The organism is Dyadobacter sp. 676 (assembly GCF_040448675.1).
In the GTDB taxonomy this organism is placed as follows: Bacteria; Bacteroidota; Bacteroidia; order Cytophagales; family Spirosomataceae; genus Dyadobacter.
This window is the reverse complement of record NZ_CP159289.1, coordinates 3490495-3517314: the sequence shown is the minus strand read 5'-3', so window position 1 is coordinate 3517314 and position 26820 is coordinate 3490495. Positions and strand designations below refer to the sequence as shown.

Here is a 26820-nt window from a genome sequence, read left to right as displayed (position 1 = left end):
GGCACTTGTTTCACTAAAAGCGTTCCAATCCATCGCCACCGCCGGACATAATTTTTTACATAACCATATAATGGCGACAACGCCCCACTTAACGAAATACGAGGATCGACAAGTACATCGAAAGACTACCGGAAATAGCTATCCACAAAATGCGTAGCGATATACCCAAAATGACGATAAGCCGCTGGGTAGGTGCAAGTTCTGAAATATATTTTTTGTACGAAATACTTCGCAAATGATGTATCAACTGTACACCCTCCTCATCCGGATTTTTTCGCTCGGTGTTAATACAAGAGGTACTTTTTCGATCTTCACGGAGCTACTGTCGAGACCAAACCATTTATCCTCCGAAGTTGTAATGCTCTTAATTGCAAAATAGATTTTCATGACCAGTTCTTCCATGAACGGCAGGTTGTTTTCGAGCGACAGATAGCGTTCGAGGACAACGAAGCGGAAATCACCGGTAATGTTCTGGCGGTTCAGCGACTCGTAGCGGCTGGTAATGTCTACTTCCTTATTAAGCACCATATCCTCTACAACCTTTCGGAAAAACAGGTTGATGCGCTGCTCGATCCGGAAACCAAGCCGGAACGTGACCTTGATCACATCGTCCTCCGCCAGGATATTTACGTGATAGTCCATTGTGTAGGGCTCATCGGTAGTTTCCACATGCACGAACCAGTAAATATCCGCACGTTTCGGGCGCTTGTAGAAAATCGAGTAGATGATCTTGCTCTCGATCTCATTCTCCCGCGAAGCGTTCGACATGAATATCAGGTGCGTCGAATATTTGGGAATACTAATGTCGTTACTCAGCTCCTTCAACGGCCCGATGTATTTTTCGAGGTTTTCAAATTCCGTCAGACGCAGTTTGATATAATACGCTTTAAGCCAAACGGTGATTACCAGGCCGATAACCGTGGCAAGTACCAGCGAAACCCAGCCTCCGTGTGTAAATTTCAAAAGGTTAGCGGCCAGAAACGATCCTTCGATAGCCAGGTACACGATCAGAAAAACCGCTACGATCCATTTCGCGACCCTTTTGACGTATAGATAAACCGACATCAGGATCGTCGTCATGATCATCGTCAGCGTGATCGCGAGCCCGTAGGCGGCCTCCATGTGCGAGGATTCTTTGAAATACAGCACAATGCCGACACAACCCGCCCAGAGCAACCAGTTCACGCTCGGCACATAAAGCTGCCCTTTCTGGTCGCTTGGATAAATCAACCGCACTTTCGGCCAGAAATTCAGCCGTATCGCTTCCGAAATAAGTGTAAACGAGCCGCTGATCAAGGCCTGACTGGCGATAATGGCGGCGGTAGTGGCGATACCAATGCCCGGTAAAAGCCACCAGTCGGGCATGATTTCGTAAAACGGCTTCCGTCCGTTCAACAGGTCGCCAGAATGTACGATCAGCCAGGCACCTTGCCCAAAATAGTTGAGTATCAAACAGGTTTTCACAAAAACCCAGCTGATCCGGATATTGCCGCGACCACAATGCCCCAGATCACTGTACAGGGCCTCGGCACCGGTAGTACAAAGGAATACCGCTCCCAGCATCCAGAAGCCTCCTGGATGGTTGGCCAGAAGCTGGTATGCGTAAAACGGACTTAGCGACTTCATAATTTCCGGGTGATCGACCACCTGCGAAACGCCGAGCACAGCCAGCATCAGGAACCAGATCATCATCACCGGACCAAAAGCCCGCCCTACAATGGTCGTTCCGAACACCTGAATAATGAACAGCAGCGTGAGAATGCCTATAACAATGGGAATGGTCTGGATTTCGGGATAAAGAATGCGCAAACCTTCAACAGCCGAGGAAACGGAAATCGGCGGGGTTATGATGCCGTCGGCCAGCAAGGTGCTGGCCCCGATGATCGCCGGGACCGTGAGCCAGGCAGCGCGGCGGCGGACGAGCGCATACAATGCCAGAATACCACCTTCCCCTTTGTTATCGGCCCGGAGGATCAAAACCACATATTTGACCGTCGTTTGCAAAGTAAGGGTCCAGAAAATACACGAAACCGCGCCGTAAACAACATCGTCCGTGATTTGGTTGGTACCGATAACGGCCTGCATTACGTAAAGCGGGGATGTCCCGATATCCCCATAAATAATCCCCAATGCTACCAGTAATCCTGCGGCCGATGCTTTATCGAGGTGTTTGTGCGAACCCATTGGTTAGTTGTTGAATGCGGTGCGAATTTAGAAAATTCTGCTTGCTTATATTAAAAGGTATAAAACTCGTAACTGACTTTCCACCTGATCTCCTCACCGGGTTGGGCAGCGATTTTAATATAAGGTTCGGGGCAGGAGGTAGTGGGGCAGGCCCAGTACACGAGCTTTTCCAATGGCTGGTCGCAGGTAATCCGTACACCTGCCTTCGTCCTTGTATTCTCGATCCGGATATCGTAGTCCTTCGGAGTAGGCCCGAACCCCAGCAAACCGGCGCTGAAAACCTGGTCGCCCTTGGCCACTTCACGCGAGTAGGTCAGCATTTTGCCCTTTGCATTAATAATGGTGCCAAAGCCTTTCCCTTCTCCTTTCACGTCAAATGGGAATACAATGCGGATATTCTCGTTGGATGGCTCATTGTCTATCATGAAGAAATTGTGATTGTAGGTGCTGGCCGAAATCGGTTTTGAACCGGTATTCTTCAACACATGCTCCAAAACAAGCTGTGGTTTTCCTTTTACCAGTTTCAAGGTTTTCTGATAATTGTAACCATAACCCGTTTCGTCTTTCAGCTCATGGGTAAACGCCACCTGGTTCTTACCCTTGGTTACCGACCATTTACCCGGGTTACTGATCTCGTAATTGGTCGCAAATGAATACTTTTTATCATCCGGTTTCGTCAAAACCCCGACACCGATTTTCACGAACTGTTCCCCGGGCTTTGCCTCATCAAAATTCAACGGTGTGAACTCTTCCACCGGCCCCATGATCGCGTCGTGCAGTTTCGGGTCGTAAGGTGCCGGGTTCCATGCGCCGAAATAGGTGTGCCCTTTGTATTCCAGGCTGGGCATCACACCAGCCCAATCGAACCGGACACCTCTGTAATACCCTGCATTTGCGTCCGGCAGGTATAGCTTCGCCTCGATTATGCCATTGGAAATACCGGTTTCAGGAAAATCGGCGATTGTAAATGCGGCTATGCCCAGGCAAAGCAATGCAGACAGGAAAGCGAAAGTTTTTTTCATATGTATTTCAATGGTTCAGGAATAAAAACGGGTCAAGGGCATTACAGCCCTGTTTTGTTCTAAATAAAAAACAGTAAGATAAAAATGTGGTAGCACATTTTTATCTTACTGTTCCGTAATCCGGCATGATTTAATACTTACGAAATACCTTTGAATGCCTGTTCATTAATAAAAGGCTGGTTTCTAAGGCGCTGCTTGGTGGCTTTATAAAACGCATTAGCCACTGCGCCTCCGGCCGGCGGCAATGCCGGTTCTCCCAGACCTGTCGGCGAGATGCCATTGTCCACAAAATGCACCTCGACCTCGGGAATCTCGTTCATGCGGATCAGGCGGAAGCCGTTGAAATTACTTTGATCGGGCACGCCCGCCTTGAAGGTCATGTTACCGAACATCGCATGCCCGATACCGTCTACAATACCGCCACGTACCTGTTGCAGGGAGCCGCTTTTGTTGATCACGATACCGCAGTCGACCGCAGCAATAATATTTTTCAACGCCGGTTTTCCTTTCTCGACCACCACTTCTCCCACCTGCGCCACGTAGGACCGGTGTGAGAAATAGACCGAGAAACCCTGATAAACGCCTTTTTTCTTGCCCCAGTTGCTTTTTTCAGCAGCGAGCTTGATCACCGCAATCATCCGGTCGACATCGTACTTAACTTCGCCTGCCGGCGATTTCTTGGCTTTTTCCAGCAATGCAAGCCTGAATTCAACGGGATCTTTTCCCGCCGCTTCCGCCACCTCGTCGATAAACGACTGCTCGGCATAGGCAAGGAAGTTGGTGATCGGCGCGCGCCACGGACCGGTCGTGATGGCCGATTTATGCTCCACCGAATCAATCAAAAGATTATCCACAGAGCCTGACGGAAAGTTGTCCTCCCGGGTAGGGTTTCCAGAATTAATCCCCACACCACGGAGCTTGTAACCGATCATTTCTCCGTTTTTGTCCAATGCGGCCTCGAACCGGTAGCGCACTGCCGGACGGTAAGTACCACCCGTCATGTCGTCCTCACGTGTCCAGATCACTTTAACGGGTGCTTTCACAAGCTTCGACACATGCACTGCCTCGATCGCAAAATCAGCCGAAAGCCTGCGCCCGAAGCCGCCTCCCTGCCGCGTAATTTCGACCGTGATCTTCTCCGGCGGAAAGCCGGTTATTTTGGCGGCTTCGCCCCGCGCGCGGTCGGGTGTTTGCGTCGGGCCTACGAGCTCCACACCGTCCTCCCGAACGTGCGCGAAGAAGTTCATTGGCTCCAATGGGCTATGGGGCAGGAAAGGACATTGATATTCGGCCTTAACGATCTTCGCCGCGTTTTTGAATGCGGCCTCCACATCGCCATTTTTACGACGCACGGTAGCTTCTCCGTTATCCATCAGATTGGAGAAAATGCGGTTATGGTCTTCCGAGCTTTCCAGATCGGCCGCTTTCTCATATTCGATTTTCAGCGCTTCGCGTGCCTTTTTGCATTGCCAGGTAGACTTGCCGACCACCGCTACACTGTTTTCGAAAGTAACGACGTCCACAATGCCCGGCATTGCCTTGGCCGCGGCGGAATCAACCGATTTCAATTTATATCCGAATGCCTTGGGCCGCTGAATAATGGCGTAAAGCATCCCCTCTCGATAGAAGTCGAGACCAAACAACGGCTTACCTGTGGCTATATTCTTATTATCGACATTTCTGACCGACTGCCCGATCAGTTTGAAGGACTTTTCATCCTTCAATTTAATGTCCGTCGGCGCGGTAAGCTTGCCTGCCGCCTCTGCAAACTCTCCATAACTGGCCGATTTTCCGGAAGCTTTATGAAATAGCTTGCTGTCGGCTGTTGTGATTTCCGAAGCAGGTACGCCCCATTTGGCTGCTGCGGCATTAATGAGTAAATAGCGTGCGGTAGCGCCGGCCTTACGAAGGCGTTCCCAGGAATGCGGCACAGCGCCGCTTCCACCCGTCACCTGCCGCTCGAACTGCGTATTATCCAAATTGCCCTGCACCGTTTTTACCAGTTTCCAGTCGGCATCGAGTTCTTCGGCTACTACCATCGGGAATGCCGTTTTGATACCCTGCCCTATTTCCGGGTTAGGGGAAACGATTGTAATGCTGTTATCAGTGCCTATCGACAAATAACTGTTGAATTTTACCGATCCGGCTGCAATTTGCCTGGCATCTACTACCGCCGGTGCTGCCGTCGAATCCGACCAGTTGAATCCCAGGAACAAACCGCCACCGGCCGCAGCCGCGATCTTCATGAAGTCTCGACGCGATGTCTGATTAAATGTACTCATGGTCAGTTCGTTTTGGTGGCTGCAACTTTTACGGCTTCACGGATGCGGTGGTACGTTCCACAACGGCACAGGTTGCCGCTCATCGCTGCTACTATCTCCTCGTCTGTCGGCTTGGGCTTCTCTTTAAGGAACGCCGCGGCAGTCATGATCTGACCTGCCTGGCAGTAGCCGCATTGCGCCACGTCTACTTCGTCCCAGGCTTTCTGGACCGGATGATCGCCTTTTTCGGACAATCCTTCAATAGTAGTGACTTTCGCTTTACCCACTGCTGAAACCGGCAGCACACACGAGCGGACGGCCTTGCCATCCAGATGAACGGTGCAGGCGCCGCATTGCGCGATACCGCATCCATACTTGGTACCTACGAGGCCGAGATTGTCGCGTAACACCCACAGAAGCGGGGTATCACTATCGACATCGGCGCTGTACGCACGGTTGTTGATTGAAAGTTTGAACAATGCCATGGTGAGAAAATTGAGTTTAGAAATAATCCTGTGAGGGCGGCTGATACCGAAGTTAGTCAAATTGTGGTAAACTTGCTTGTTTTCACCTGATTATCCTCCCAGAAGTTCTGGATTTCAAAAGTTTACTTATAGTTGACGAGCCGTCGCCCGCTGCATTTAATGCGGGTATACCTGCAAAAAACCTGAAATCCCGGTATTATAATGCAACTTGGGTTACTTAGAAAAATATTAGTTACCTCTACGCTGTTTTTCTACACCGCATTCGCTGCCCTCAACTCGTTTTTTCACTGCGATGCCCTCAGAACCCGCCTGTCCGGCAGCCATTTGTCAGATTGACATAATCAGGCCTCTCCTCCGGGCCCGCCGAAGCTGATTGGAAAATTGAATGTAGGCTCGTTGTCCTGTGAACTCTGGATAGTTCCGTATTGGTCCTCATATTTCTGGATGTTATCACGCAACGCGGCCACCAGGCGCTTCGCATGCTCGGGCGTGACGATGATGCGCGCCTTCACTTTCGCACGTGGGACGCCGGGCATAAGGCGGATAAAGTCGAGAATGAATTCGCTGTTGGAATGTGCGATCATGGCCAGATTGGAATAAACCCCCTCTGCCATTTCCTCCGACAGTTCCACATTGATCTGTTGTTCGTTTTCCTTGTTTTCTTTCATTGCTGGTTTTTGAGTAGCGGCGCTATTGATCCGGAATTTACTTTTAATGGGAAAATTACTAAAAATACCCCGCTTGGAAAAGCAAGAAGCCGGTCCTGCATGTGCAGGCCGGCTTCCTGATTACTTATAGTCAGTCGGGTTACGCCAACTCTTTTTTCTTGCGTGATTGTCTCTCGCGGGAATCTGACAGCGCATCGAATTCTTCTTTCGATCCGACGATCAGGTTTTCGTACTGGCGCATACCCGTACCGGCCGGGATCAGGTGACCTACGATCACGTTCTCCTTCAAGCCTTTCAGCTCGTCGCGTTTTCCACGAACAGCCGCTTCGCTCAACACTTTGGTAGTTTCCTGGAACGATGCTGCGGAAACGAAGCTCTCGGTACCCAAAGAAGCCTGTGTGATACCCATCAGGGTTGGTCTTGCCACCGCGGGCTGTGCATCACGGGCGGTAACCAGTTTCAGGTCACGACGTTTCAGGCTCGAATTCTCATCGCGCAGGCGGCGTACCGAAATGATCATCCCCGGCTTCAATGTTTCGGAGCTACCAGCATCCTCAACTACTTTCATATCCAGGATTTTGTCGTTTTCCTCGCGGAATACCACGCGGTCGACTGCCTGCATTTCCAGGAAGTTGGTGTCACCGGCATCGAGGATCTCTACTTTCTGCATCATCTGGCGCACGATACATTCGATATGCTTATCGTTGATCTTCACACCTTGCAGGCGGTATACTTCCTGAATCTCGTTCACCAGGTACTCCTGAACCGCGGTTGGCCCTTTGATAGAAAGGATGTCAGCAGGCGTGATCGCACCGTCGGAAAGCGGGTCACCGGCTCTTACGAAGTCACCATCCTGAACGAGGATGTGTTTCGAAAGAGGTACCATGTAACGGCGTTGTGTTCCGTCTTTCGATTCGATATGGATTTCACGGTTACCGCGTTTTACGCCGCCGTAAGATACCACACCGTCGATCTCGGAAACCGTTGCAGGGTTGGACGGGTTACGTGCTTCGAACAATTCGGTCACACGTGGCAGACCTCCCGTGATATCGCGTGTTTTACCAACAACGCGCGGGATTTTCGCCAGCGGCTGACCAGCCTTGATGCTCGCACCGGCTTTCACAACCAGGCGCGCTCCAACAGGAAGGTTATAGCCTTTTTCAGTCTGATCTTTCAACAAGGTAGACTTCCCTTTCACCACGATCGCCGGGTTTTTGGTTTTGTCGCGTGTTTCGATGATCACCGACTCCTGGAAGCCTGTTTGTTCGTCAAATTCTTCACGGAATGTGATGCCTTCTTCGATCGCGTCGAAGGAAACAGTTCCTGTAAATTCTGAAAGGATTACCGCGTGGTAAGGGTCCCAGGTACAAAGTTCCTGTCCTTTGAATACAGTATCGCCTTCTTTCACTTGCAAATGCGCACCGTAAGGTACGTTGTTCGAGATCAGCAGTTGTTTTGTTTCAGGGTGAACGATTTTCACCTCACCCGAACGACCCATTACTACGGTTACTTCGTCGCCTTCCGAGTTCACGGATTGTACGAGACGAAGATCTTCGAACTGGATCAAACCGTCGAATTTCGCTTTGATATTGGCCTCAACGGAGATGTTGGAAGCCGTACCACCCACGTGGAATGTACGGAGTGTCAGCTGTGTACCCGGCTCACCGATCGACTGGGAAGCGATTACACCTACCGCCTCACCGATATTCACCATCTGGGCAGACGCCAGGCTGCGTCCGTAGCACTTCGCACAAACACCGTCACGGGTTTCGCAAGTCAGCACCGAACGGATTTCAACTGTTTCGATACTTGTTTCATCGATTTTACCTGCGATTTCCTCGGTGATTTCTTCACCGGCCGAGAGGATCAACTCATTGGTCAATGGATCGAACACATCGTGAACGCTTACACGTCCGAGAATACGCTCCGACAATGGTTCAACGATATCCTCATTGTCTTTCAACGCCGAGATCGCAATACCACGTAGCGAGCCGCAGTCTTCTTCTACTACCACCACATCTTGTGCAACGTCGTGCAAACGACGGGTCAGGTAACCCGCATCCGCAGTTTTCAACGCTGTATCGGCGAGACCTTTACGTGCACCGTGGGTAGAGATAAAGTATTCCAGAACGTCGAGACCTTCCTTAAAGTTGGAAAGGATCGGGTTCTCGATGATTTCACCCGCACCACCAGCGATGTTTTTCTGAGGCTTGGCCATAAGCCCCCCTCATACCACCCAACTGACGGATTTGCTCGCGTGAACCGCGGGCTCCGGAGTGCATCATCATATAGATTGAGTTGAATCCGCCTTTATCTGTTTCCAGCTGCTTCATCAACGTTTCTGTAATGCGTGAGTTAACGCGCGTCCAGATATCGATCACCTGGTTGTAACGTTCGTTTTCGGTGATCAGACCCATCAGGTAGTTGTTCCAGACGTTTTCAACATCGCCTTTCGCCTGCTCGATGAGTTTTTCTTTTTCACTTGGAACCATTACATCGTCCAATCCCATCGACAAACCGCCTTTGAAGGCCATTTGGAAACCAAGTTCTTTGATTTCGTCGAGGAATTGAGCGGTACGGGCCACACCAGCCTGTTTGAATACCAAACCGATGATCTGCTGAAGTTTCTTTTTAGTCAACAATTCATTGATATAACCTACTTCCTCAGGAACGGCCTGGTTGAACAGGATACGTCCTGCTACGGTATCAACCAGCTTGGTTTCGAATGTACCGTCGTCGTTGCGCACGCGCAGACGGCATTTGATATTGGCATGTTTCGAAAGCTTGCCTTCGTTAATCGCGATGATTACTTCATCCGGACCGTAGAAGATCTTGCCTTCGCCCTGGATCGGATATTCAGGCGTACTTACGCGGCCTTTGGTCACATAATACAGACCCAAAACCATGTCCTGAGATGGTACCGTGATCGGCGCACCATTGGCAGGGTTGAGAATGTTATGCGAAGAAAGCATCAGCATCGACGCCTCCAATACAGCTTCCTGGCCCAGTGGTACGTGTACCGCCATCTGGTCACCGTCAAAGTCGGCGTTGAATGCCGTACACACCAACGGGTGAAGCTGGATCGCCTTACCTTCGATCAGTTTAGGCTGGAATGCCTGGATACCCAAACGGTGAAGTGTCGGAGCACGGTTAAGCAATACCGGGTGACCTTTCAGTACGTTTTCGAGAATATCCCAGATCACAGGGTCCTTGCGGTCTACGATCTTCTTCGCTGATTTCACCGTCTTAACAATACCCCGCTCGATAAGCTTACGGATAATGAACGGCTTGAAAAGCTCGGCGGCCATATCCTTAGGAAGACCGCATTCGTGCAATTTCAATTCAGGACCAACCACGATAACCGAACGACCGGAATAGTCGACACGCTTACCAAGCAAGTTCTGACGGAAACGGCCTTGTTTACCTTTCAGCATGTCTGAAAGTGATTTCAAAGCACGGTTACCTTCCGAACGTACCGCATTCACTTTACGGCTGTTGTCGAAAAGGGAGTCAACCGCTTCCTGCAACATCCGTTTTTCGTTACGCAAGATCACCTCGGGTGCTTTGATCTCGATGAGGCGTTTCAGACGGTTGTTACGGATAATTACACGACGGTAAAGGTCATTCAAATCCGAAGTCGCGAAACGGCCACCATCCAGAGGTACCAATGGGCGCAATTCTGGTGGAATAACCGGTACCATTTTGATCACCATCCATTCAGGGCGGTTTTCGATACGGGTATTCGCATCACGGAATGCTTCTACCACTTTCAGACGTTTCAAGGCTTCCGCTTTACGTTGCTGGGAAGTGTCGGTAGCAGCCTGGTGACGGAGCTCGTAAGAAAGTTCGTCGAGCTTAATGCGGCTCAACAGCATTTCCAACGCATCGGCACCCATCTTCGCGATGAATTTGTTGGGGTCCGTATCCGGAAGCAACTGGTTCTCGCGTGGGAGTTTGTCGATGATATCGAGGTATTCATCTTCGGTCAGGAAGTCGAGGTAGCTAACGCCGTCCTCTTCTTTGATACCTGGCTGAACTACCGCGTACCGCTCGTAATAAATGATCTGGTCGAGTTTCTTGGTAGAAAGACCCAGCAGGTAACCGATTTTGTTCGGCAAACTGCGGAAGTACCAGATATGTGCAACAGGAACCACGAGTTCAATATGACCCATGCGCTCGCGGCGAACCTTCTTCTCGGTTACCTCCACACCGCAACGGTCGCAGATGATTCCTTTATAGCGAATGCGCTTGTATTTCCCGCAGTGACATTCCCAGTCTTTGACAGGACCAAAAATACGCTCGCAGAACAGACCGCCCATCTCCGGCTTGTAGGTCCGGTAGTTGATGGTCTCAGGCTGGGTTACTTCACCGAAGGAGCTTTCTAGGATAGACTCCGGTGACGCCAGACTGATCGTCATTCTGGAAAAGTCGCTGTTTAATTTTTTATTCTTTTTGAAAGACATAATAAAGAGTCGTTTGTCTGTTAGTCGAAACTAATTCAATTGCATTTCTGGCGCCTTTCGGCGCCACGACTAGAAATTAGTCCAGTGTAATCTCCAATGCTAGTCCACGAAGCTCGTGAACGAGTACGTTGAATGACTCTGGGATATTTGGTTTCGGAAGGTTTTCACCTTTCACGATCGCTTCATACGCTTTCGCACGGCCCACCACATCATCGGATTTCACGGTAAGGATCTCCTGAAGAATGTGCGATGCACCGAACGCTTCAAGCGCCCACACTTCCATCTCACCGAAACGCTGTCCACCAAACTGCGCCTTACCACCCAATGGTTGCTGGGTAATGAGCGAGTATGGCCCGATAGAACGCGCGTGCATTTTATCGTCAACCAAGTGGCCCAATTTCATCATGTACATCAGTCCGACTGTTACCGGCTGGTCGAACTGCTCACCAGTCAAACCATTGTACAGGTAAGTACGTCCCCACGCCGGCAGACCCGCCTCTTCCAGTTCGGCAGCAACTTCCGCTTCTGTCGCACCGTCGAAGATCGGTGTCGCATAACGACGGCCGAGTTTCAGACCAGCCCACGCCAGGATTGTTTCGTAAATCTGACCGATGTTCATACGGGAAGGTACACCCAGCGGGTTCAATACGATATCCACCGGCGTTCCATCTTCCAGGAATGGCATGTCTTCGTCACGTACGATACGGGCAACTACCCCTTTGTTACCGTGGCGACCCGCCATCTTATCACCTACTTTCAGCTTGCGCTTCTTAGCGATGTAAACTTTGGCCAGTTTCACGATACCTGCCGGCAATTCGTCACCTACTTCCAATGCGAAACGATCGCGTTTGAAGCGGCCCATTACTTCACTGCGGGCATTCAGGTAGTTTTTCAATACAAGCGAAATCTGACGGTTCGTGTCCGGATCGTCGGTCCAGGAGTCGGTCAGCACATCCCCGATGAGGTTCACCTCTTCAGGCACCGCGTACTGGCTTTCGTCGCGATACGGGTTGTTGGCAGGGAAGAGGTTCTCGGAGATATTTCTCACGTTGAACTTCATTCCTTTGCTGATCAGCTCGTCACCGAATTTGTGCTTCACACCTGAGCTGGTTTTGCCGTCTGTGAGCGTCACCAGTTTGTCGATCACGCGTCCGCGCAATGCAGTCAGGTCACGGCTGTATTTTTTCATCAACAGACGCAGCTCGTCTTTATGTTTTGCACGTTCTTCTTTGGTTGGGCGGGAAAAAAGTTTGGTATCGATTACCACACCTTTCATCGATGGTGGCGCTTTTTTGGAAGCATCCTTCACATCGCCAGCCTTGTCGCCGAAGATCGCGCGAAGGAGTTTTTCCTCTGGAGTAGGATCAGATTCTCCTTTTGGAGTGATCTTACCGATCAGAATATCGCCTTCTTTTACTTCGGTACCTACTTGTACGATACCATTTTCGTCGAGGTTCTTAACGGTTTCCTCGCTCACGTTCGGAATTTCAGCCGTCAATTCTTCTTCTCCGCGTTTGGTATCACGCACTTCGAGTTCGAATTCTTCGATGTGAATCGAAGTAAAGATATCGTCGCGTACTACTTTCTCGGAGATTACGATCGCATCCTCGAAGTTGTATCCCTGCCAAGGCATGAACGCAACCAAAAGGTTACGGCCCAATGCCAGTTCACCACCTTCTGTGCCATAACCCTGGCAAAGCGGCTCGCCTTTTTTCACTTTCTGACCTTTCAACACCATTGGCTGGAGGTTCAGGCAGGTATCCTGGTTGGTACGACGGAATTTCACCAGATTGTAGGTTACGCTGTCGTCGATAAAGCTTACGAGACGTTCCTCATCGGTTCTGTCGTACTTCACAACGATTTTCTTCGAATCAACAAATTCGATTTCTCCATCGCCTTCCGCTACGACCAACGCCCGCGAGTCCATTGCCACGCGACGTTCCAGACCAGTTCCCACGATAGGCGCCTGCGGGCGCAACAACGGTACCCCCTGGCGCTGCATGTTAGATCCCATCAAGGCACGGTTCGCATCATCGTGTTCAAGGAACGGAATCAGCGAAGCCGCAACGGATACGATCTGGTTGGCAGCAACGTCCATGTATGACGCTTGCGAAGGATCCACCATCGGGAAGTCACCTTCGAAACGTGTTTTGATTTTATCAACAGTAAAGTTTCCTTCCGCATCTACGGAGGCGTTCGCCTGCGCGATGTATTTGGAATCTTCTTCTTCCGCTGTCATGTAAATCAGCTCGTCGGTCAGCTTACCGGAGCTGTCGATCACCCGGTAAGGCGTTTCGATGAAGCCCATGCCATTCACTTTCGCGAATACGCAAAGTGACGAGATCAAACCGATGTTCGGACCTTCCGGAGTTTCAATGGTACAAAGACGTCCATAGTGGGTGTAGTGAACGTCACGGACCTCGAAACCTGCGCGCTCGCGGGAAAGACCACCCGGCCCAAGCGCCGACATACGGCGTTTGTGGGTAATCTCGGCCAGCGGGTTGGTTTGGTCCATAAACTGAGACAGCTGGTTGGTACCGAAGAACGAGTTGATCACAGATGACAATGTACGGGCATTGATCAGGTCAACCGGTTTGAAATCTTCGTTGTCGCGTACGTTCATACGCTCCTTGATGGTACGTGCCATACGTGCGAGCCCCACGCCGAACTGTGCGTAAAGCTGCTCGCCCACGGTACGTACACGACGGTTCGACAAGTGGTCGATATCATCGACTACCGCTTTCGCATTGATCAGGCCGATCAGGTATTTCACAATCGAAACAATATCCCCGGTGGTCAGAACACGAACGTCGAGGCTGGTATCTGATCCCAGTTTCTTGTTGATACGGTAACGGCCTACGTCACCCAGATCGTAGCGCTTATCCGAGAAGAACAAGCTCTGGATCACGTCGCGTGCAGTTTGCTCGTCCGGTGCTTCCGCGTTACGCAACTGGCGGTAAATTTGCTCTACGGCCTCTTTGTCGGAGTTTGAGCTATCTTTTTGAAGCGTGTTATAAATGATGTTATAATCCGCTACGTTCATGTCCTCTTTGTGCAGGATGATCGACTTCTGGCCTGATTCCAGGATCACATCGATATCATCCGCGGAAATGGTAGAATCCCGTTCCAGCAACACTTCGTTACGCTGGATAGAAACTACCTCGCCGGTATCCTCATCCACGAAGTCCTCGGTCCATGTACGGAGAACCCTCGCCGCCAACCGGCGCCCTACTGCCTTTTTCAGGTTAGCAGGTGTTGCGCTGATTTCCTCCGAAAGGCCGAACAGGTCGAGGATATCCTTATCAGATCCGAAACCGATCGCTCTCAAAAGGGTGGTTACCGGGAACTTCTTCTTACGGTCGATGTACGCGTACATCACGTTGTTCACGTCCGTAGAGAATTCGATCCATGATCCCTTGAATGGAATAATCCGCGCGGAATATAACTTGGAACCGTTGGTGTGCTTGCTCATGGAGAAGAACACGCCCGGTGAACGGTGAAGCTGAGAAACGATTACGCGCTCAGCACCATTGATCACGAACGAACCGCGTTCGGTCATGTAAGGAATGTTTCCGAGGAATACTTCCTGCTCAATGGTTTCAAATTCTTCATGATCGGCGTCGTTACAGATCAGACGCAGCTTCGCCTTCAGAGGCACTGCGTAAGTCAGACCGCGATCGATGGATTCGTCGACAGAATACTTCGGAGGCTCAAGCAGGTAATCGATGAACTCGAGAACGAAGTTCTCACGAGAGTCGGCGATGGGGAAGTTTTCAGCGAAAACTTTGTAAAGTCCTTCTCCGGAACGGTCTTCTACCGATGTATCCAGACTAAAGAAATCGCGGAACGACTGCACCTGGATTCCCAATAGATCCGGATAATCGATAATCTGATTAATCCTCGAGAAGTTCTTTCTTGGTGTTTTTGAATTGATTGTAGCCAAGGCTATGTGTGATTTGGGTTAGCAGAAAAACTAATTAGTTTTAACCTAATCTATTGCCTCGTAGAAAAAGGTTAACCGTCCCTGTTCTTCCATTCTACGAGTAAGGAAGTGTTTCGGACAAAGTTAGCCGGAAGGAGATTTTGGCGGTAAACCGGTTACCACCTCTAACCAGAACGATAAAAAAGCATTTTTCGTTTGGTTGGTATAGAAAACAGGAAAAGACCTGACGGTCGTCAGGCCTATTCCCTAAGAATTATCTTCTAATGCTGTGGAGCAAATTACTTCACTTCAACTTCTGCACCAGCTTCTTCTAGTTGCTTTTTCAGAGCATCAGCTTCGTCTTTAGCAACTCCTTCTTTAACTGGTTTTGGAGCACCGTCAACGAGTTCTTTCGCTTCTTTCAGGCCAAGACCGGTAAGGTCTTTAACCAGCTTCACAACAGCAAGTTTACCTGCACCAGCTGATTTCAGGATTACATCGAAAGATGTTTTTTCTTCAACAGCAGGAGCATCAGCGCCACCACCAGCAGCAGGGCCTGCTACCATTACTGCACCAGCAGCTGCTGGTTCGATACCGTACTCGTCTTTAAGAATTGCAGCCAATTCGTTCACTTCTTTAACCGTAAGGTTAACAAGCTGTTCTGCGAAAGCTTTCAAATCTGCCATTTTTATTTTGATTTTTTTGATTATACAATAAGATGATTTAAAAAGGCTCCTTTAATTATCAACCCGGAGAGCTAAGCCTGGCTATTTAGTTAGTCTTCTTTTTCAGATAAAGTTTTCAGAATACCAGCCAGGTTCTGTCCGCCGCTTGTAAGAGCGCCGATAACATTTTTGGCAGGCGATTGCAGCAATCCGATCACTTCGCCGATCAGTTCTTGTTTCGATTTCAATGAAATCAGAACGTCAAGCTGGTTCTCTCCAACGAAAACAGATGAATCAACAGAGGCTCCTTTGAATTTAAGCTTGTCGCTACCTGATTTCTTTTTGAATTCTTTGATCAGTTGTGCAGGTACTTTACCTGACTCCGGGTGAAACATTACTCCGGAAAATCCTTTCAACACTTCGTCGAAAGAAGAATAATCCGTATCAAGTGTTTCGAGCGCTTTTTTAATCAATGTATTCTTCACAACACGATACTCCACGCCACGCTCGAAGCAAAGTCTTCTCAGAGAGTCGACCTCGCTCACAGACATTCCTGCCGCGCTCGTAATGTAGAAGTATGGGGTGTTGGAGAATTTCTGACTTAACTCGTCAATAATTACTGCTTTTTCTTCCCGTGTCATATTACAATCCTGGAATCGTGTTTTTGTCAATAATAACACCCGGGCTCATCGTGCTTGACAAGTGAATGCTTTTTACGTAAGTACCTTTGGCCGATGAAGGCTTCCAGGCGGACCAAGGTATTGATAACCTCCGTTGCGTTTTGCGCAAGCTGTTCTTTTCCGAAAGATACCTTTCCGATGCTGGTGTGAATAATACCGGTTTTGTCAACTTTGAAGTCGATTTTCCCCGCTTTCACTTCCTTCACAGCTTTGCCTACTTCGGGAGTTACAGTTCCAGACTTAGGGTTTGGCATCAGACCGCGAGGACCCAATACTTTACCAAGCCTACCTACTTTTGCCATTACACTCGGCATTGTAATAATCACGTCGATATCAGTCCAGCCTTGCTCGATTTTTGTGATATACTCGTCAAGACCAACGTAATCTGCTCCTGCCTCTTTCGCTTCTGCCTCCTTGTCGGGAGTACACAACACCAATACGCGAACTTCTTTTCCGGTTCCGTGCGGCAATGTTACCACGCCACGCACCATCTGATCCGCTTTACGGGGATCAACGCCCAAACGAACGTCGATATCCACGGAAGCATCAAATTTGGTATAGGAAATCGTCTTCAGAACATCCGCAGCTTGTTCCAGGGTATAAGCCTGGGTTGCGTCGTATTTTGAAAGAGCTTCTTTTTGCTTTTTGGTCAATTTTCCCATGTTCTTTGTTTCTTTGGCGTAACGATTAACCTACGCTCAGTTGTTTTCTTCCCATGGGGCCTTGCCAGCCACGGTGATACCCATACTACGAGCCGTTCCCGCAATCATTTTCATAGCAGACTCTACGGTGAAGCAGTTCAGGTCGGGCATTTTAGTTTCAGCGATCGTTTTAACCTGATCCCATGAAACTGATCCTACCTTCACACGGTTGGGCTGAGCCGAACCTGTCTTTACTTTTGAGGCTTCCAGAAGAAGAATAGCGGCCGGGGGGGTTTTGATGACGAAGTCGAAAGACTTGTCTTTGTAGTATGTAATAACTACCGGCAATACCACACCCATTTTATCCTGGGTACGGCCATTGAATTGCTTGCAAAACTCCATGATATTCAAACCCTTCGATCCTAGTGCAGGACCAATCGGAGGTGATGGGTTGGCTTGGCCACCTTTCACCTGCAGTTTGACGTATCCACCTATTTCTTTTGCCATTGTTTTGGAATTTGTCGGTTCATCGATTGACTAGCGGCTCACATGCAGTTGGAAGCCTACCTGCCCGCTATTCGCTCAACTATCCTTTTCTACTTGTGCGTAACTGAGTTCAACGGGTGTATTACGCCCGAATATTTTTACAACTACATTGAGTTTTTTCTTCTCGTCGAATACTTCTTCCACCAGACCGATAAATCCGCTGAACGGACCATCTACGACTTTCACAGTCTCGCCTTTGATGAAAGACATGCTTGGCGCTTCTTCGTGCTGCTCTGCCTCGTCGACCTTACCGAGGATCCGGTTGATCTCCGACTGACGGAGCGGAATGGGCACTTTGGAATTTCCTTCAGCATTACCAAGGAAACCGATTACGCCGGGAATGCTTGTAATAATGTGCAATACCTCCCCTTTGGACAGATCCGCTGAAATGATAATATAGCCGGGAAAGAAGTTCTTCTCCCGTACACGCTTTTTGCCGTTACGCATTTCGTAGATCTTCTCGGAAGGGATCAGGATCTGCGGAACGTATTCATTCAGTTTCTGGCGTGTGATTTCATTTTCAATGTAGGACTTGATTTTCTTCTCTTGCCCGGACACTGCCCTTAATACAAACCAATTTAGACTACTCATACCTTTCGGGGGGTTATCTTTGATAAAATAGCCTTAGAAAGACTGGTAAAACAGTTTCAGTGCGTTTTCGAAAACGAAATCCATCACACCTACCACAAAGGCAAAAATGAGCGAACCTACAAGCACCAGGGTAGTGTTAGCTTGCAGCTCGTTGAAAGGCGGCCATGTTACATGCTGGGTCATTTCCTCCCAGGACGCTTTCAAAAAAGAAGTAAATTTTTCCATTTCACCTTTTCGATTTATGCACGGGTGGAGAGATTCGAACTCCCATCAACGGTTTTGGAGACCGCTATTCTACCCTTGAACTACACCCGTCTATCGTGCGACCACCCTTTCGGGGCTGCAAAGATACGACTTTTTTTACAAAAAAACAAGTGCATTCCAAAAGAAATGCACTTGTTTTAATATTGCTATCTTGATTAGTCAAGAATTTCAGTTACCTGACCAGCACCTACGGTACGTCCACCTTCACGGATCGCGAAACGAAGACCTTTTTCCATAGCGATTTTGTTGATCAGCTTCACTTCGATAGTGATGTTGTCACCTGGCATAACCATTTCAACACCGGCAGGAAGTGTGATTTCACCTGTCACGTCAGTGGTACGGAAGTAGAACTGAGGACGGTATTTGTTAAAGAATGGAGTGTGACGTCCACCTTCTTCTTTCGACAGTACGTAAACTTCACCTTTGAAGTGTTGGTGAGGCTTAACGGAACCTGGCTTACAGATAACCATACCACGACGGATATCGGTTTTGTCGATACCACGGAGGAGAAGACCTACGTTGTCACCAGCTTCACCGCGGTCGAGGATTTTACGGAACATCTCAACACCGGTTACGGTTGATTTGAGACCTTCTGCACCCATACCAAGGATATCAACAGGATCACCAGAGTTGATCACACCACGTTCGATACGACCAGTTGCAACAGTACCACGACCAGTGATCGAGAATACGTCTTCAACAGGCATCAGGAATGGAAGATCTGTCATACGTGGAGGAATTGGAATCCAGTTGTCAACAGCATCCATCAGGTCTTCGATTGTTTTAACCCACTTAGGATCGCCGTTCAGACCACCCAAAGCAGAACCCTGGATTACAGGAATGTTATCGCCATCGAATTCGTAAAAGCTCAGAAGCTCGCGAATTTCCATCTCAACAAGCTCAAGAAGCTCAGGATCATCAACCATGTCCACTTTGTTCATGAACACAACCAGCTGAGGTACACCTACCTGACGAGCCAAAAGGATGTGCTCGCGGGTTTGTGGCATTGGACCGTCAGTAGCGGCAACCACGATGATCGCGCCGTCCATCTGAGCAGCACCAGTTACCATGTTCTTCACGTAGTCAGCGTGACCTGGACAGTCAACGTGCGCATAGTGACGGTTGGCTGTTTGGTATTCTACGTGAGAGGTGTTGATTGTGATACCACGCTCTTTCTCTTCAGGAGCATTGTCGATCGATGAGAAGTCGCGTTTCTGTGCATAACCTTTTTCAGCCAGCACAGTTGTAATCGCCGCTGTAAGGGTAGTTTTACCGTGGTCAACGTGCCCGATAGTACCAATATTTACGTGGGGTTTCGAGCGGTCAAACGTCTCTTTTGCCATGACTTAAGTACGCTTAAAAATTAAAAGTTATTACGAATTTATTATACACTACTAATTGATCCTCGCTGGCCTGCTGCAATCAAAACACCGCAATCGTTAACCAAACCAGGATCAAAACATTGCAGGAGAACCCGCCTTTTGAATCTCGACGATCCAATTTCTTGAGCCTTTGAGGGGATTTGAACCCCTGACCTCTTCCTTACCAAGGAAGTGCTCTACCCCTGAGCTACAAAGGCGTTATGCCTAATTATCGTTTCACTTCTCTTTTGAGCCTTTGAGGGGATTTGAACGGCACCGGCCGCCCGGCCCTGACCTCTTCCTTACCAAGGAAGTGCTCTACCCCTGAGCTACAAAGGCGTTAATGCCATATTTGTCTTACCTTCTCCGGTTAGTCCCAAATCCTGACCTCTTCCTTACCAAGGAAGTGCTCTACCGCGCGGCGGACCGTCCCTGAGCTACAAAGGCAATCATTATTAGAATCAAAAAGCGACTAGCGAAAAAGTCTCTATTGAATGTTTTCGCTAATCGCTTCGATGATGCTTCTATTGGAGCGGAAGACGAGGTTCGAACTCGCGACCTATAGCTTGGAAGGCTATCGCTCTACCAGCTGAGCTACTTCCGCATTTGTTTTCGTCTTAACCTCAAAAACTGGTCTTAATTGAAGCTTTTTCTCAGACTCAAACTGTGGGGGCGGATGGATTCGAACCACCGAAGACATACGTCAGCAGATTTACAGTCTGCCCCATTTGGCCACTCTGGTACACCCCCAGACAACATTTCAACACAAGCGTGAAAACCGTTTGTTTCACAATTTGGAGTCGCAAAATTATACCCATTTTTTAGATTCTCAAATTCTTTTGAAAATTTTTTGAAAAAAAATACGCCCTGGAACCGAAAACTGCGATTCCAGGACGCACGGGCACTTTTTGGACCTAAAACAATCTTACACCAAAACTAAGCATCCTGACCGACGGGCCCCGGTTAGCCTCGTAAAGATTGTTCAAATCGTAGTTCACAAACAAGTCAGGAAAGTTACGGATACCTATCTCGGCGGCCAGGCCGTAGCGCAGATCTTCGATATAAAAATTCCGCCGGTCGTGGTCGACGTCCTTCGTTCCTACCCGTCGGACTTTGGTATAGCTTCCAAGCCGGTAACCGCCGTAAACTCCCGCACTGATGTACGATATGAACGATCTCGGAAAACTCAGCGTCGGCATGATCGAAAGGTTAACGTACGGTACGACGAGCTTCGACTTCCCGAGTTCCACGTTATTGCCCTGATCGTCTTTCACGTCCGGGAATTCGACCCCGTCGTCTGTTTTGATGATGGTATTATCGCCGTCATACATCATATTGTACCAGGAGAAATCAATACCAAAATCCATGTGCAATCTGGCCCCTTCGCCCCTGATCAGACCGGCGCTCGCGACGTAGCCTAAACTCACATAACGCGAACCGAACGGTTTGAGGTCATATTGAGCCTTGTCGAAACCGGCGGTAGTTTCATTGGTGCCGTAAGTATTGAGCCCCAATGCGACGTTGAATCCCTTTCGCGGGCTCGAACCACCCCATGACCTCCTGTGAAATCGCTTGCCAATACGGCGATAGGCCGAGTCGGAGGCCACCACTTCGTCCCCTTCCTTCACTTCTACGCCCCTTCCGTCGATCGAAACCCGCGTGTCGCCGTCCTTGATATGGATACCACGAAGCCCGATCCTGACATAATCCTTTTCGGCCGGATCGCCCGGATTTTTCAGGTATTTATTGCCATCGAATTCCTCCCGCAAAAACGTCGTGTCGGCCCGGGTGCTATCCAATCTCACTTTCAGGTCTCTCAGCAATGCATTCAAATCATACTTCATGATCTTGTCCAGCTCCTGACGGTTCTCGCCGTAGATGATCAGCCTCGTTTTGTCCCCGAACGTTACGATGATCGAGTCCTTTTCCAGGTCGCCGGACCGTGAAAATTCATCCGATTTCAATGAACCGGCGCGTGCGCCAACGGCAATCGACAGTACCAGCATTGCCATTGCATATATTTTACTTTTCATGGCACAATAGATTACAGTTTTGTCTTCTCTTTAGGGTGATCTCTTTCTGAACTTTTTCCATCCTTGCCACGCAGGCGATCGTCCACACGTGCCACAAGGTTTTTGGGATTGAAGCCTACCTCGTCCCAGTCGACTTTTTCACCTGCCCTCGCATTTTTGAGCTGGCGGAAAACCCTCGCCAAACGGGTATTACGCGGTTTGTCTTCCACTTCATCAGTACCGGTCTCCACGGCCACGACAATCGTTCTTGTCGGTTCCGGCTCCGGTTTGTTCACCCGACTAACAGCTGGCTCATCGGGCAAAATCTTTACTTCCTGCGCAACAGGGATATTTACTGGCTGGATTGCATTGGCAGAAACCGCCGGCTTTTCTATAATGGCCAATGCCGGTGCGTCCTGAGCAGGCTCTTGCCGCATTGTCTCTGCGGGCGCTGTTCGTGGCAGGGCCTTTTGATACCGGGCAATTTTAGCCTGAACAACCTGCGATTGTATGACTTGCGCTTTCCGAATTTCGGATACTTTTGAAGCCAGGCCAGTCGCTGCATGTCCTGTCGGACCATTATCTAGTTTTTCAACTACTGCTAATTGTTCGACGGACTGTTTTGCATTATCGACCGGAGCAACTGCTGAATCAATCCGGGCAGGTTGATTTGCCGCAATCGTCTTTTGCGGCTGAATGGCCTCCGGTGAAGCGCCCTGCTGATTCTGCCAAACCAGGTACCCACCCATCACCGCAGCCGCCACACCGGCCGCCGCAAACCATCCCCACACAACCGGACGTTGTCGGGCCGTGCGACCACTCGCCGATTGCTTTTCCTGAATTCTCAGCCACGCATTTTCCGAAGGCATTCGCTCCAACCCTTCGAGTTTGCGCTTGAAAAGATCATCAACAGGATGCTTTTTCATAGTCTACTTTTTTTATAATCATGCTGCCATTCCGCGACCATTTTCTGCAACAATGCCCGGGCGCGGTGCAATTGTGATTTCGATGTACTTTCAGTGATACCCAGCATCTGAGCGATTTCAATGTGAGCGTAGCCTTCGATCGCGTACAGGTTAAAAACCGTCCGGTAACCGACCGGCAATGCTTCGATCAGGGTCATGAGCTCTTCGGTCTCCAGATTCTGGTCGGCATGGATGTAATCCGGAATATTATTGGCTTCGTCGGAAAGGTTGTCTTCCAAAATGCGCTTTTGCTTCCGCAGATAACCCAGCGCCTCATTCACCATAATCCTTCTGATCCATCCCTCGAAATTCCCTTCACCGCTGAACTGGTTTATTTTTTCAAAAACCTTTAAAAATCCTTCCACCATTACATCTTCGGCCGCCATTTCGTCGCACACATACCGGAAGCACAACGCCAGCATCCGGCGACTGTATTTATCGTAAAGCTGCCGCTGCGCCTTTGGATCTTCCTTCCTGAGGGCTTTGACGAGCTGCGCTTCCTGGCTAAATAGTGCTAAAATTCGACCCATTCTAATCGGTGGTTTCGACAGCAAGATGCGCATTCCTCCGCGTGAGGTTGCACGTGCGGGAAAAGTTTTTTGATATTTTTTTAGCTTTGATGCGAATATCACTTTCTGACCATTTCACAAATGCTCGACTCCTCTGCGCCCATCGGAATTTTTGATAGCGGAATCGGCGGTATGACCGTCGCCAGCGCCGTTACCGGATTACTCCCCCAGGAAAACACGATCTATTTCGGCGACACGGCGCATTTACCCTACGGCGACAAATCCACGGCAGCCATTCAGGCCTATTCGATCAAAATCTGCAATATGCTTTTACAGCAGAACTGCAAACTGATCCTTATCGCCTGCAACTCTGCGTCCGCGGCCGCTTATGAGCTCGTACGCGAGTACGTAGGAAGCAAAGCAAAAGTTTTGAATGTGATCGATCCGGTGGTGGATTACGTGAAGGAACACTATGAGGGAAAAACGATCGGCTTGATCGGTACCAAGCAAACAGTCCTTTCCAATGTTTACAAAAAGAAAGTCGACGCTTTGGACAGGAACATTCACCTGAAATCGCTGGCTACACCATTGCTGGCGCCGATGATCGAGGAAGGTTTTTTTGACAACAACATCAGTGAAAGCGTAATCGCCAATTACCTGTCCGATCCTGCATTGAGTGGTATCGAGGCATTGATACTCGGCTGCACGCATTATCCATTGATCAAAAGCCAGATCCGTAAATTTTACGGCGAAACGGTGGAGACGCTGGACACTTCTGAAATCGTCGCGCGCTCGCTGAAAGCGTGGCTCGAACAGCATTACCTGATTAATGAAAAGGGCGAAGGCAAGCGGCAATTCTATGTTTCGGATTATACGCTGTCGTTCGAGCAATCCACAAAAATATTCTTCGGACGGCAAATTCAGCTGGAACACTACCCATTGTGGGAGTGATGCATCAGTAAACCAGCTTCACCGGCCCGAGCAGCCCTGATGGCATCGGCTTCCATCGGGTAGCATCGAATTTTTTATAGGTAATGTCCACGATGTTGATATCGTAAAATTTCTTCCAGTCGGGCTGCTGCTGATCGCGCAGGCGCATGTAATTGGCGGAGAGGTTGGTTACTTCGATTTCGAGGATATTGCCTTTTGATTTCAATGCATTTCCTATCGGAAGCATAAATGGTATATGCCAAGCTACGCCCAAATCCTTCCCGTTCAGCTTCACGCTCGCAACCTCGCGCACATCTCCCAAATCCAACGCTGCATTTGCATAAGTTGCAAGCGGGCCTTGCACATCGAAAGTAATGCGGTAGCGCGCTTTGCCTGAGAAATAGTCGGCGGAATCCGGTAACATCGTCCAGGAGGTCAGTTCCGTTAGTTGTGCGGGTGCAGGTAACCTGGGTTTACCATTTAAAAATACGAGTTCCCATTTGCCTTTAATATCGAAATGCTTGCCCGAGCTGCCTATTACCGGCGCGTCATGACCATCCGCAGATATCGTCAAAAAACACGATTCTCCCGGGAGGAGCCGGAGGAAAATCTCTTCGCTTCCTTTTTTGCCGCGCGTTTTAGGCATCGACACCTTGTTGAGCGGATCTGACTTGAAGAATTGGCCCCCTTTTCCGATTCTTACCCAGCCCTCGGAGAATGTATTGCCAAGGTTCGTCACGAAATAAAGCGGTAACCCTTCCCCTTGTTTCTTGCGAATAAAAGTCAGGCCTTTCCCAGTCAGTTGCTCCCGCACAACTCCATTCGCGGCAAGGTCTGCATGAAGATCCGTCGAAACTTTCACGTTTTTCAGCTTCGAAATTTGTGTTACAGCCTCGATAAATGCCTGTTGACGCCCATCATGGTTTGCGTAGCCAGTCACCGCAGCAGGTAACTTGTTATCAAAAACGATCTTCGCGCCGCCATTAGCCAAGCGTTCCAACTCTTTCAAAGTTTCTTCGGACAAATAGGTTGCTGACGGGACGAGCAAAGTCTTGTAAGTAGCATTTCCTGAACTCAAAACACCATTTGCATCCACCGTAAATTTCTTCAACTGCAAATCCGACACAAAATCGAATGCGTATCCTTCTTTCCAAAGCCTTTCCGACAATTTCCCAAACGGCAAATCCAGCAACCAGCGATCGACATGGTGAACTTCCAGTAAATGCACCCCTCCGCCAGACCTGGCTTTCGTAGCCCACAAATCATGGATCGGGAAATATACGAGCACGTCGTTATCCGGCTTGCTGTCTTGCAATAATTTCTGACACCACTCCACATATTCGTTCAACAATGGAAAATGCTCCGAGAAATGGGACGTTTTGCCAAAATTGGTCGATGCGTAGAATAGCCAGCCGGGGAAACCCTCCTTTTCGGGAGAATAGGTGGAACCGTGGTAAAAAATGTGGTTGATACCGGCCGTAAAAAGTTCATCGATCTGCGGCTTCACCTGCGAAAGTGAGACCTTGAAATGATTCGCCAACCAGGTGCCGGTTTCCGAACTCACCAGTTTCTTACCCGACAAATGCGCCGCGGAAGATGCAAATTTCATCGCGAGCGGGTTGGGCGTCCCGAATTGTTCAATCGAATAATCCGGATCAACGCGCAAACCGGGAATGCTGAAACGGCTCGTCCCGAACGATTCCGTTTCGGGAATGTCGGCGGCTTCGTAGAGATCAAGCAGGTTACCCGGCGAGCCATGTGCCTGGTAGCGGGTTTTGAAACCGTGCCAGCGGCTCCAGGCGGTCCAGGGCTTTGCGTATCTTTCCAAAAGCATTTCGGAAAGCGTCTGATGATAATCGATTTTGACCAATGTGGCTTCCGGGTTTCCGGTCGAGTCATTGAGTAATGTGAGTTTGCTTAACAAATCGTATTTCCTGCGTGCCTGGAACTGCTCTGCAAAATCCGCCGTCCAGTTCGCGCCGTAGGCTTCATAAGAATCGTTGTACATGGATCTTGGTTTTTCCGGCAATTGAGCCAACGCTGAATCAAACCGCGAGAGATATTGCGACATTCCGCTTGCATTGAATGGATCGAGTACCAATCCTTCCCCTCCGGGTGCAGCGCGTTTTACTTTCTGTCCGGTGGGCTTCACGGAAGGCTTTCCCGCTGAAATTGTCATGCTTTGCGCCGCAATCGCGGGCGTCACGTTCGGCCCGCCGAAGGGCCAGCCGGTGCCTGTGGTCATATCAACACCCAGTCCAAGGCGCTTACCCTCCCGAATGGTATGCTGCATCACTTCCAGCCATTGATGGCTAAGAAATGCGATGTTTGCATTCTCATAACCTTTCACGCCATAAATGGGAATAATATGTACCCCTCCGACGCCCGATTTACTGAAATATTCAAGTTGGGCGGTAATGTCGGCTTTGTTGACGGCGCTGCCCATCCACCACCAGTAAGTCCAGGGCCTGGCCGTGGACACTGCTTGCGCATAGGCATTTGCAAATTGGACTAAAAGAAGGGCAAGACAGATAATGAGCCGGCGCATAACAGGATTGTGTTTTTCTCAAAAGGCACACAATGCATTATCTACGCCATCGCAACGCATTATTTTATCCACAAAAAAGGGCGAAACCGCATCGGCTTCGCCC

At 49.4% G+C, this 26820-nt stretch carries 17 protein-coding genes, 5 tRNA genes and 2 pseudogenes; 1 reads left to right on the top strand and 23 read right to left on the bottom strand.

The window, feature by feature from the left end:
• Positions 1 to 243: 243 nt before the first annotated feature.
• The 22 genes and pseudogenes from ABV298_RS15820 to ABV298_RS15715 all read right to left on the bottom strand — a co-directional run bounded on the left by ABV298_RS15820 (position 244) and on the right by ABV298_RS15715 (position 23260).
• Complete coding sequence (locus tag ABV298_RS15820) at positions 244 to 2184, bottom strand: KUP/HAK/KT family potassium transporter (protein ID WP_353723022.1); 1941 nt, start codon at positions 2182 to 2184, stop codon at positions 244 to 246.
• Between the two features lie 50 nt (positions 2185 to 2234).
• Positions 2235 to 3206, bottom strand: a complete 972-nt coding sequence (locus tag ABV298_RS15815; protein WP_353723021.1) for a hypothetical protein — start codon at positions 3204 to 3206, stop codon at positions 2235 to 2237.
• Between the two features lie 137 nt (positions 3207 to 3343).
• Positions 3344 to 5488, bottom strand: a complete 2145-nt coding sequence (locus ABV298_RS15810) for a molybdopterin cofactor-binding domain-containing protein (RefSeq protein WP_353723020.1) — start codon at positions 5486 to 5488, stop codon at positions 3344 to 3346.
• Positions 5489 to 5490: 2 nt separating this feature from the next.
• Positions 5491 to 5952 carry a (2Fe-2S)-binding protein gene (locus tag ABV298_RS15805; RefSeq protein WP_353723019.1) on the bottom strand — a complete coding sequence of 154 codons (462 nt, stop codon included), beginning with the start codon at positions 5950 to 5952 and terminating at the stop codon, positions 5491 to 5493.
• Between the two features lie 341 nt (positions 5953 to 6293).
• Entirely contained in the window at positions 6294 to 6620 is a 327-nt protein-coding gene (locus tag ABV298_RS15800) for a DUF3467 domain-containing protein (protein WP_353723018.1), read from the bottom strand.
• Positions 6621 to 6759: 139 nt separating this feature from the next.
• Positions 6760 to 11083 (bottom strand): annotated as a pseudogene (rpoC, locus tag ABV298_RS15795) (DNA-directed RNA polymerase subunit beta').
• A 76-nt stretch (positions 11084 to 11159) separates the two neighbouring features.
• The gene (gene rpoB / locus ABV298_RS15790; RefSeq protein ID WP_353723017.1) at positions 11160 to 15026 is read right to left on the bottom strand and encodes a DNA-directed RNA polymerase subunit beta; all 3867 of its coding nucleotides are present in this window, start codon (positions 15024 to 15026) and stop codon (positions 11160 to 11162) included.
• A gap of 278 nt (positions 15027 to 15304) precedes the next feature.
• The gene (rplL, locus tag ABV298_RS15785; RefSeq protein WP_353723016.1) at positions 15305 to 15691 is read right to left on the bottom strand and encodes a 50S ribosomal protein L7/L12; all 387 of its coding nucleotides are present in this window, start codon (positions 15689 to 15691) and stop codon (positions 15305 to 15307) included.
• Positions 15692 to 15780: 89 nt separating this feature from the next.
• Complete coding sequence (rplJ, locus tag ABV298_RS15780; RefSeq protein WP_353723015.1) at positions 15781 to 16311, bottom strand: 50S ribosomal protein L10; 531 nt, start codon at positions 16309 to 16311, stop codon at positions 15781 to 15783.
• 1 nt (position 16312) lies between these two features.
• Positions 16313 to 17012 (bottom strand): annotated as a pseudogene (rplA, locus tag ABV298_RS15775) (50S ribosomal protein L1).
• 36 nt (positions 17013 to 17048) lie between these two features.
• On the bottom strand, positions 17049 to 17498 hold the full coding sequence (gene rplK / locus ABV298_RS15770) for a 50S ribosomal protein L11 (RefSeq protein WP_015812907.1): 450 nt from the start codon (positions 17496 to 17498) through the stop codon (positions 17049 to 17051).
• Positions 17499 to 17573: 75 nt separating this feature from the next.
• On the bottom strand, positions 17574 to 18128 hold the full coding sequence (nusG, locus tag ABV298_RS15765; RefSeq protein WP_353723014.1) for a transcription termination/antitermination protein NusG: 555 nt from the start codon (positions 18126 to 18128) through the stop codon (positions 17574 to 17576).
• A 33-nt stretch (positions 18129 to 18161) separates the two neighbouring features.
• A complete protein-coding gene (gene secE / locus ABV298_RS15760) occupies positions 18162 to 18353 on the bottom strand; it encodes a preprotein translocase subunit SecE (protein ID WP_138368217.1) in 192 nt (63 codons plus the stop codon).
• Positions 18354 to 18372: 19 nt separating this feature from the next.
• Positions 18373 to 18443: transfer RNA gene (locus ABV298_RS15755), tRNA-Trp, on the bottom strand.
• 104 nt (positions 18444 to 18547) lie between these two features.
• Positions 18548 to 19735, bottom strand: coding sequence for an elongation factor Tu (tuf, locus tag ABV298_RS15750; protein WP_353723013.1), 1188 nt, complete (start codon positions 19733 to 19735; stop codon positions 18548 to 18550).
• 164 nt (positions 19736 to 19899) lie between these two features.
• Positions 19900 to 19971 (bottom strand) — tRNA-Thr (locus tag ABV298_RS15745).
• Between the two features lie 33 nt (positions 19972 to 20004).
• Positions 20005 to 20092, bottom strand: a tRNA-Thr gene (locus ABV298_RS15740).
• 189 nt (positions 20093 to 20281) lie between these two features.
• A tRNA-Gly gene (locus tag ABV298_RS15735) sits at positions 20282 to 20357 on the bottom strand.
• A 63-nt stretch (positions 20358 to 20420) separates the two neighbouring features.
• Positions 20421 to 20503, bottom strand: a tRNA-Tyr gene (locus ABV298_RS15730).
• 164 nt (positions 20504 to 20667) lie between these two features.
• Positions 20668 to 21786, bottom strand: coding sequence for a hypothetical protein (locus tag ABV298_RS15725; protein WP_353723012.1), 1119 nt, complete (start codon positions 21784 to 21786; stop codon positions 20668 to 20670).
• Between the two features lie 11 nt (positions 21787 to 21797).
• A complete protein-coding gene (locus tag ABV298_RS15720; protein WP_353723011.1) occupies positions 21798 to 22691 on the bottom strand; it encodes a hypothetical protein in 894 nt (297 codons plus the stop codon).
• Complete coding sequence (locus ABV298_RS15715) at positions 22688 to 23260, bottom strand: RNA polymerase sigma factor (RefSeq protein ID WP_353723010.1); 573 nt, start codon at positions 23258 to 23260, stop codon at positions 22688 to 22690. Before ABV298_RS15715 ends, ABV298_RS15720 begins: the two co-directional genes overlap by 4 nt.
• Before the next feature lie 120 nt (positions 23261 to 23380).
• Between ABV298_RS15715 and murI the strand changes: the two genes are divergently transcribed.
• A complete protein-coding gene (murI, locus tag ABV298_RS15710) occupies positions 23381 to 24190 on the top strand; it encodes a glutamate racemase (protein ID WP_353723009.1) in 810 nt (269 codons plus the stop codon).
• 4 nt (positions 24191 to 24194) lie between these two features.
• Here the strand turns inward: murI and ABV298_RS15705 are convergent, their stop codons facing one another.
• Complete coding sequence (locus tag ABV298_RS15705; RefSeq protein WP_353723008.1) at positions 24195 to 26717, bottom strand: glycosyl hydrolase; 2523 nt, start codon at positions 26715 to 26717, stop codon at positions 24195 to 24197.
• Between the last annotated feature and the right edge of the window lie 103 nt (positions 26718 to 26820).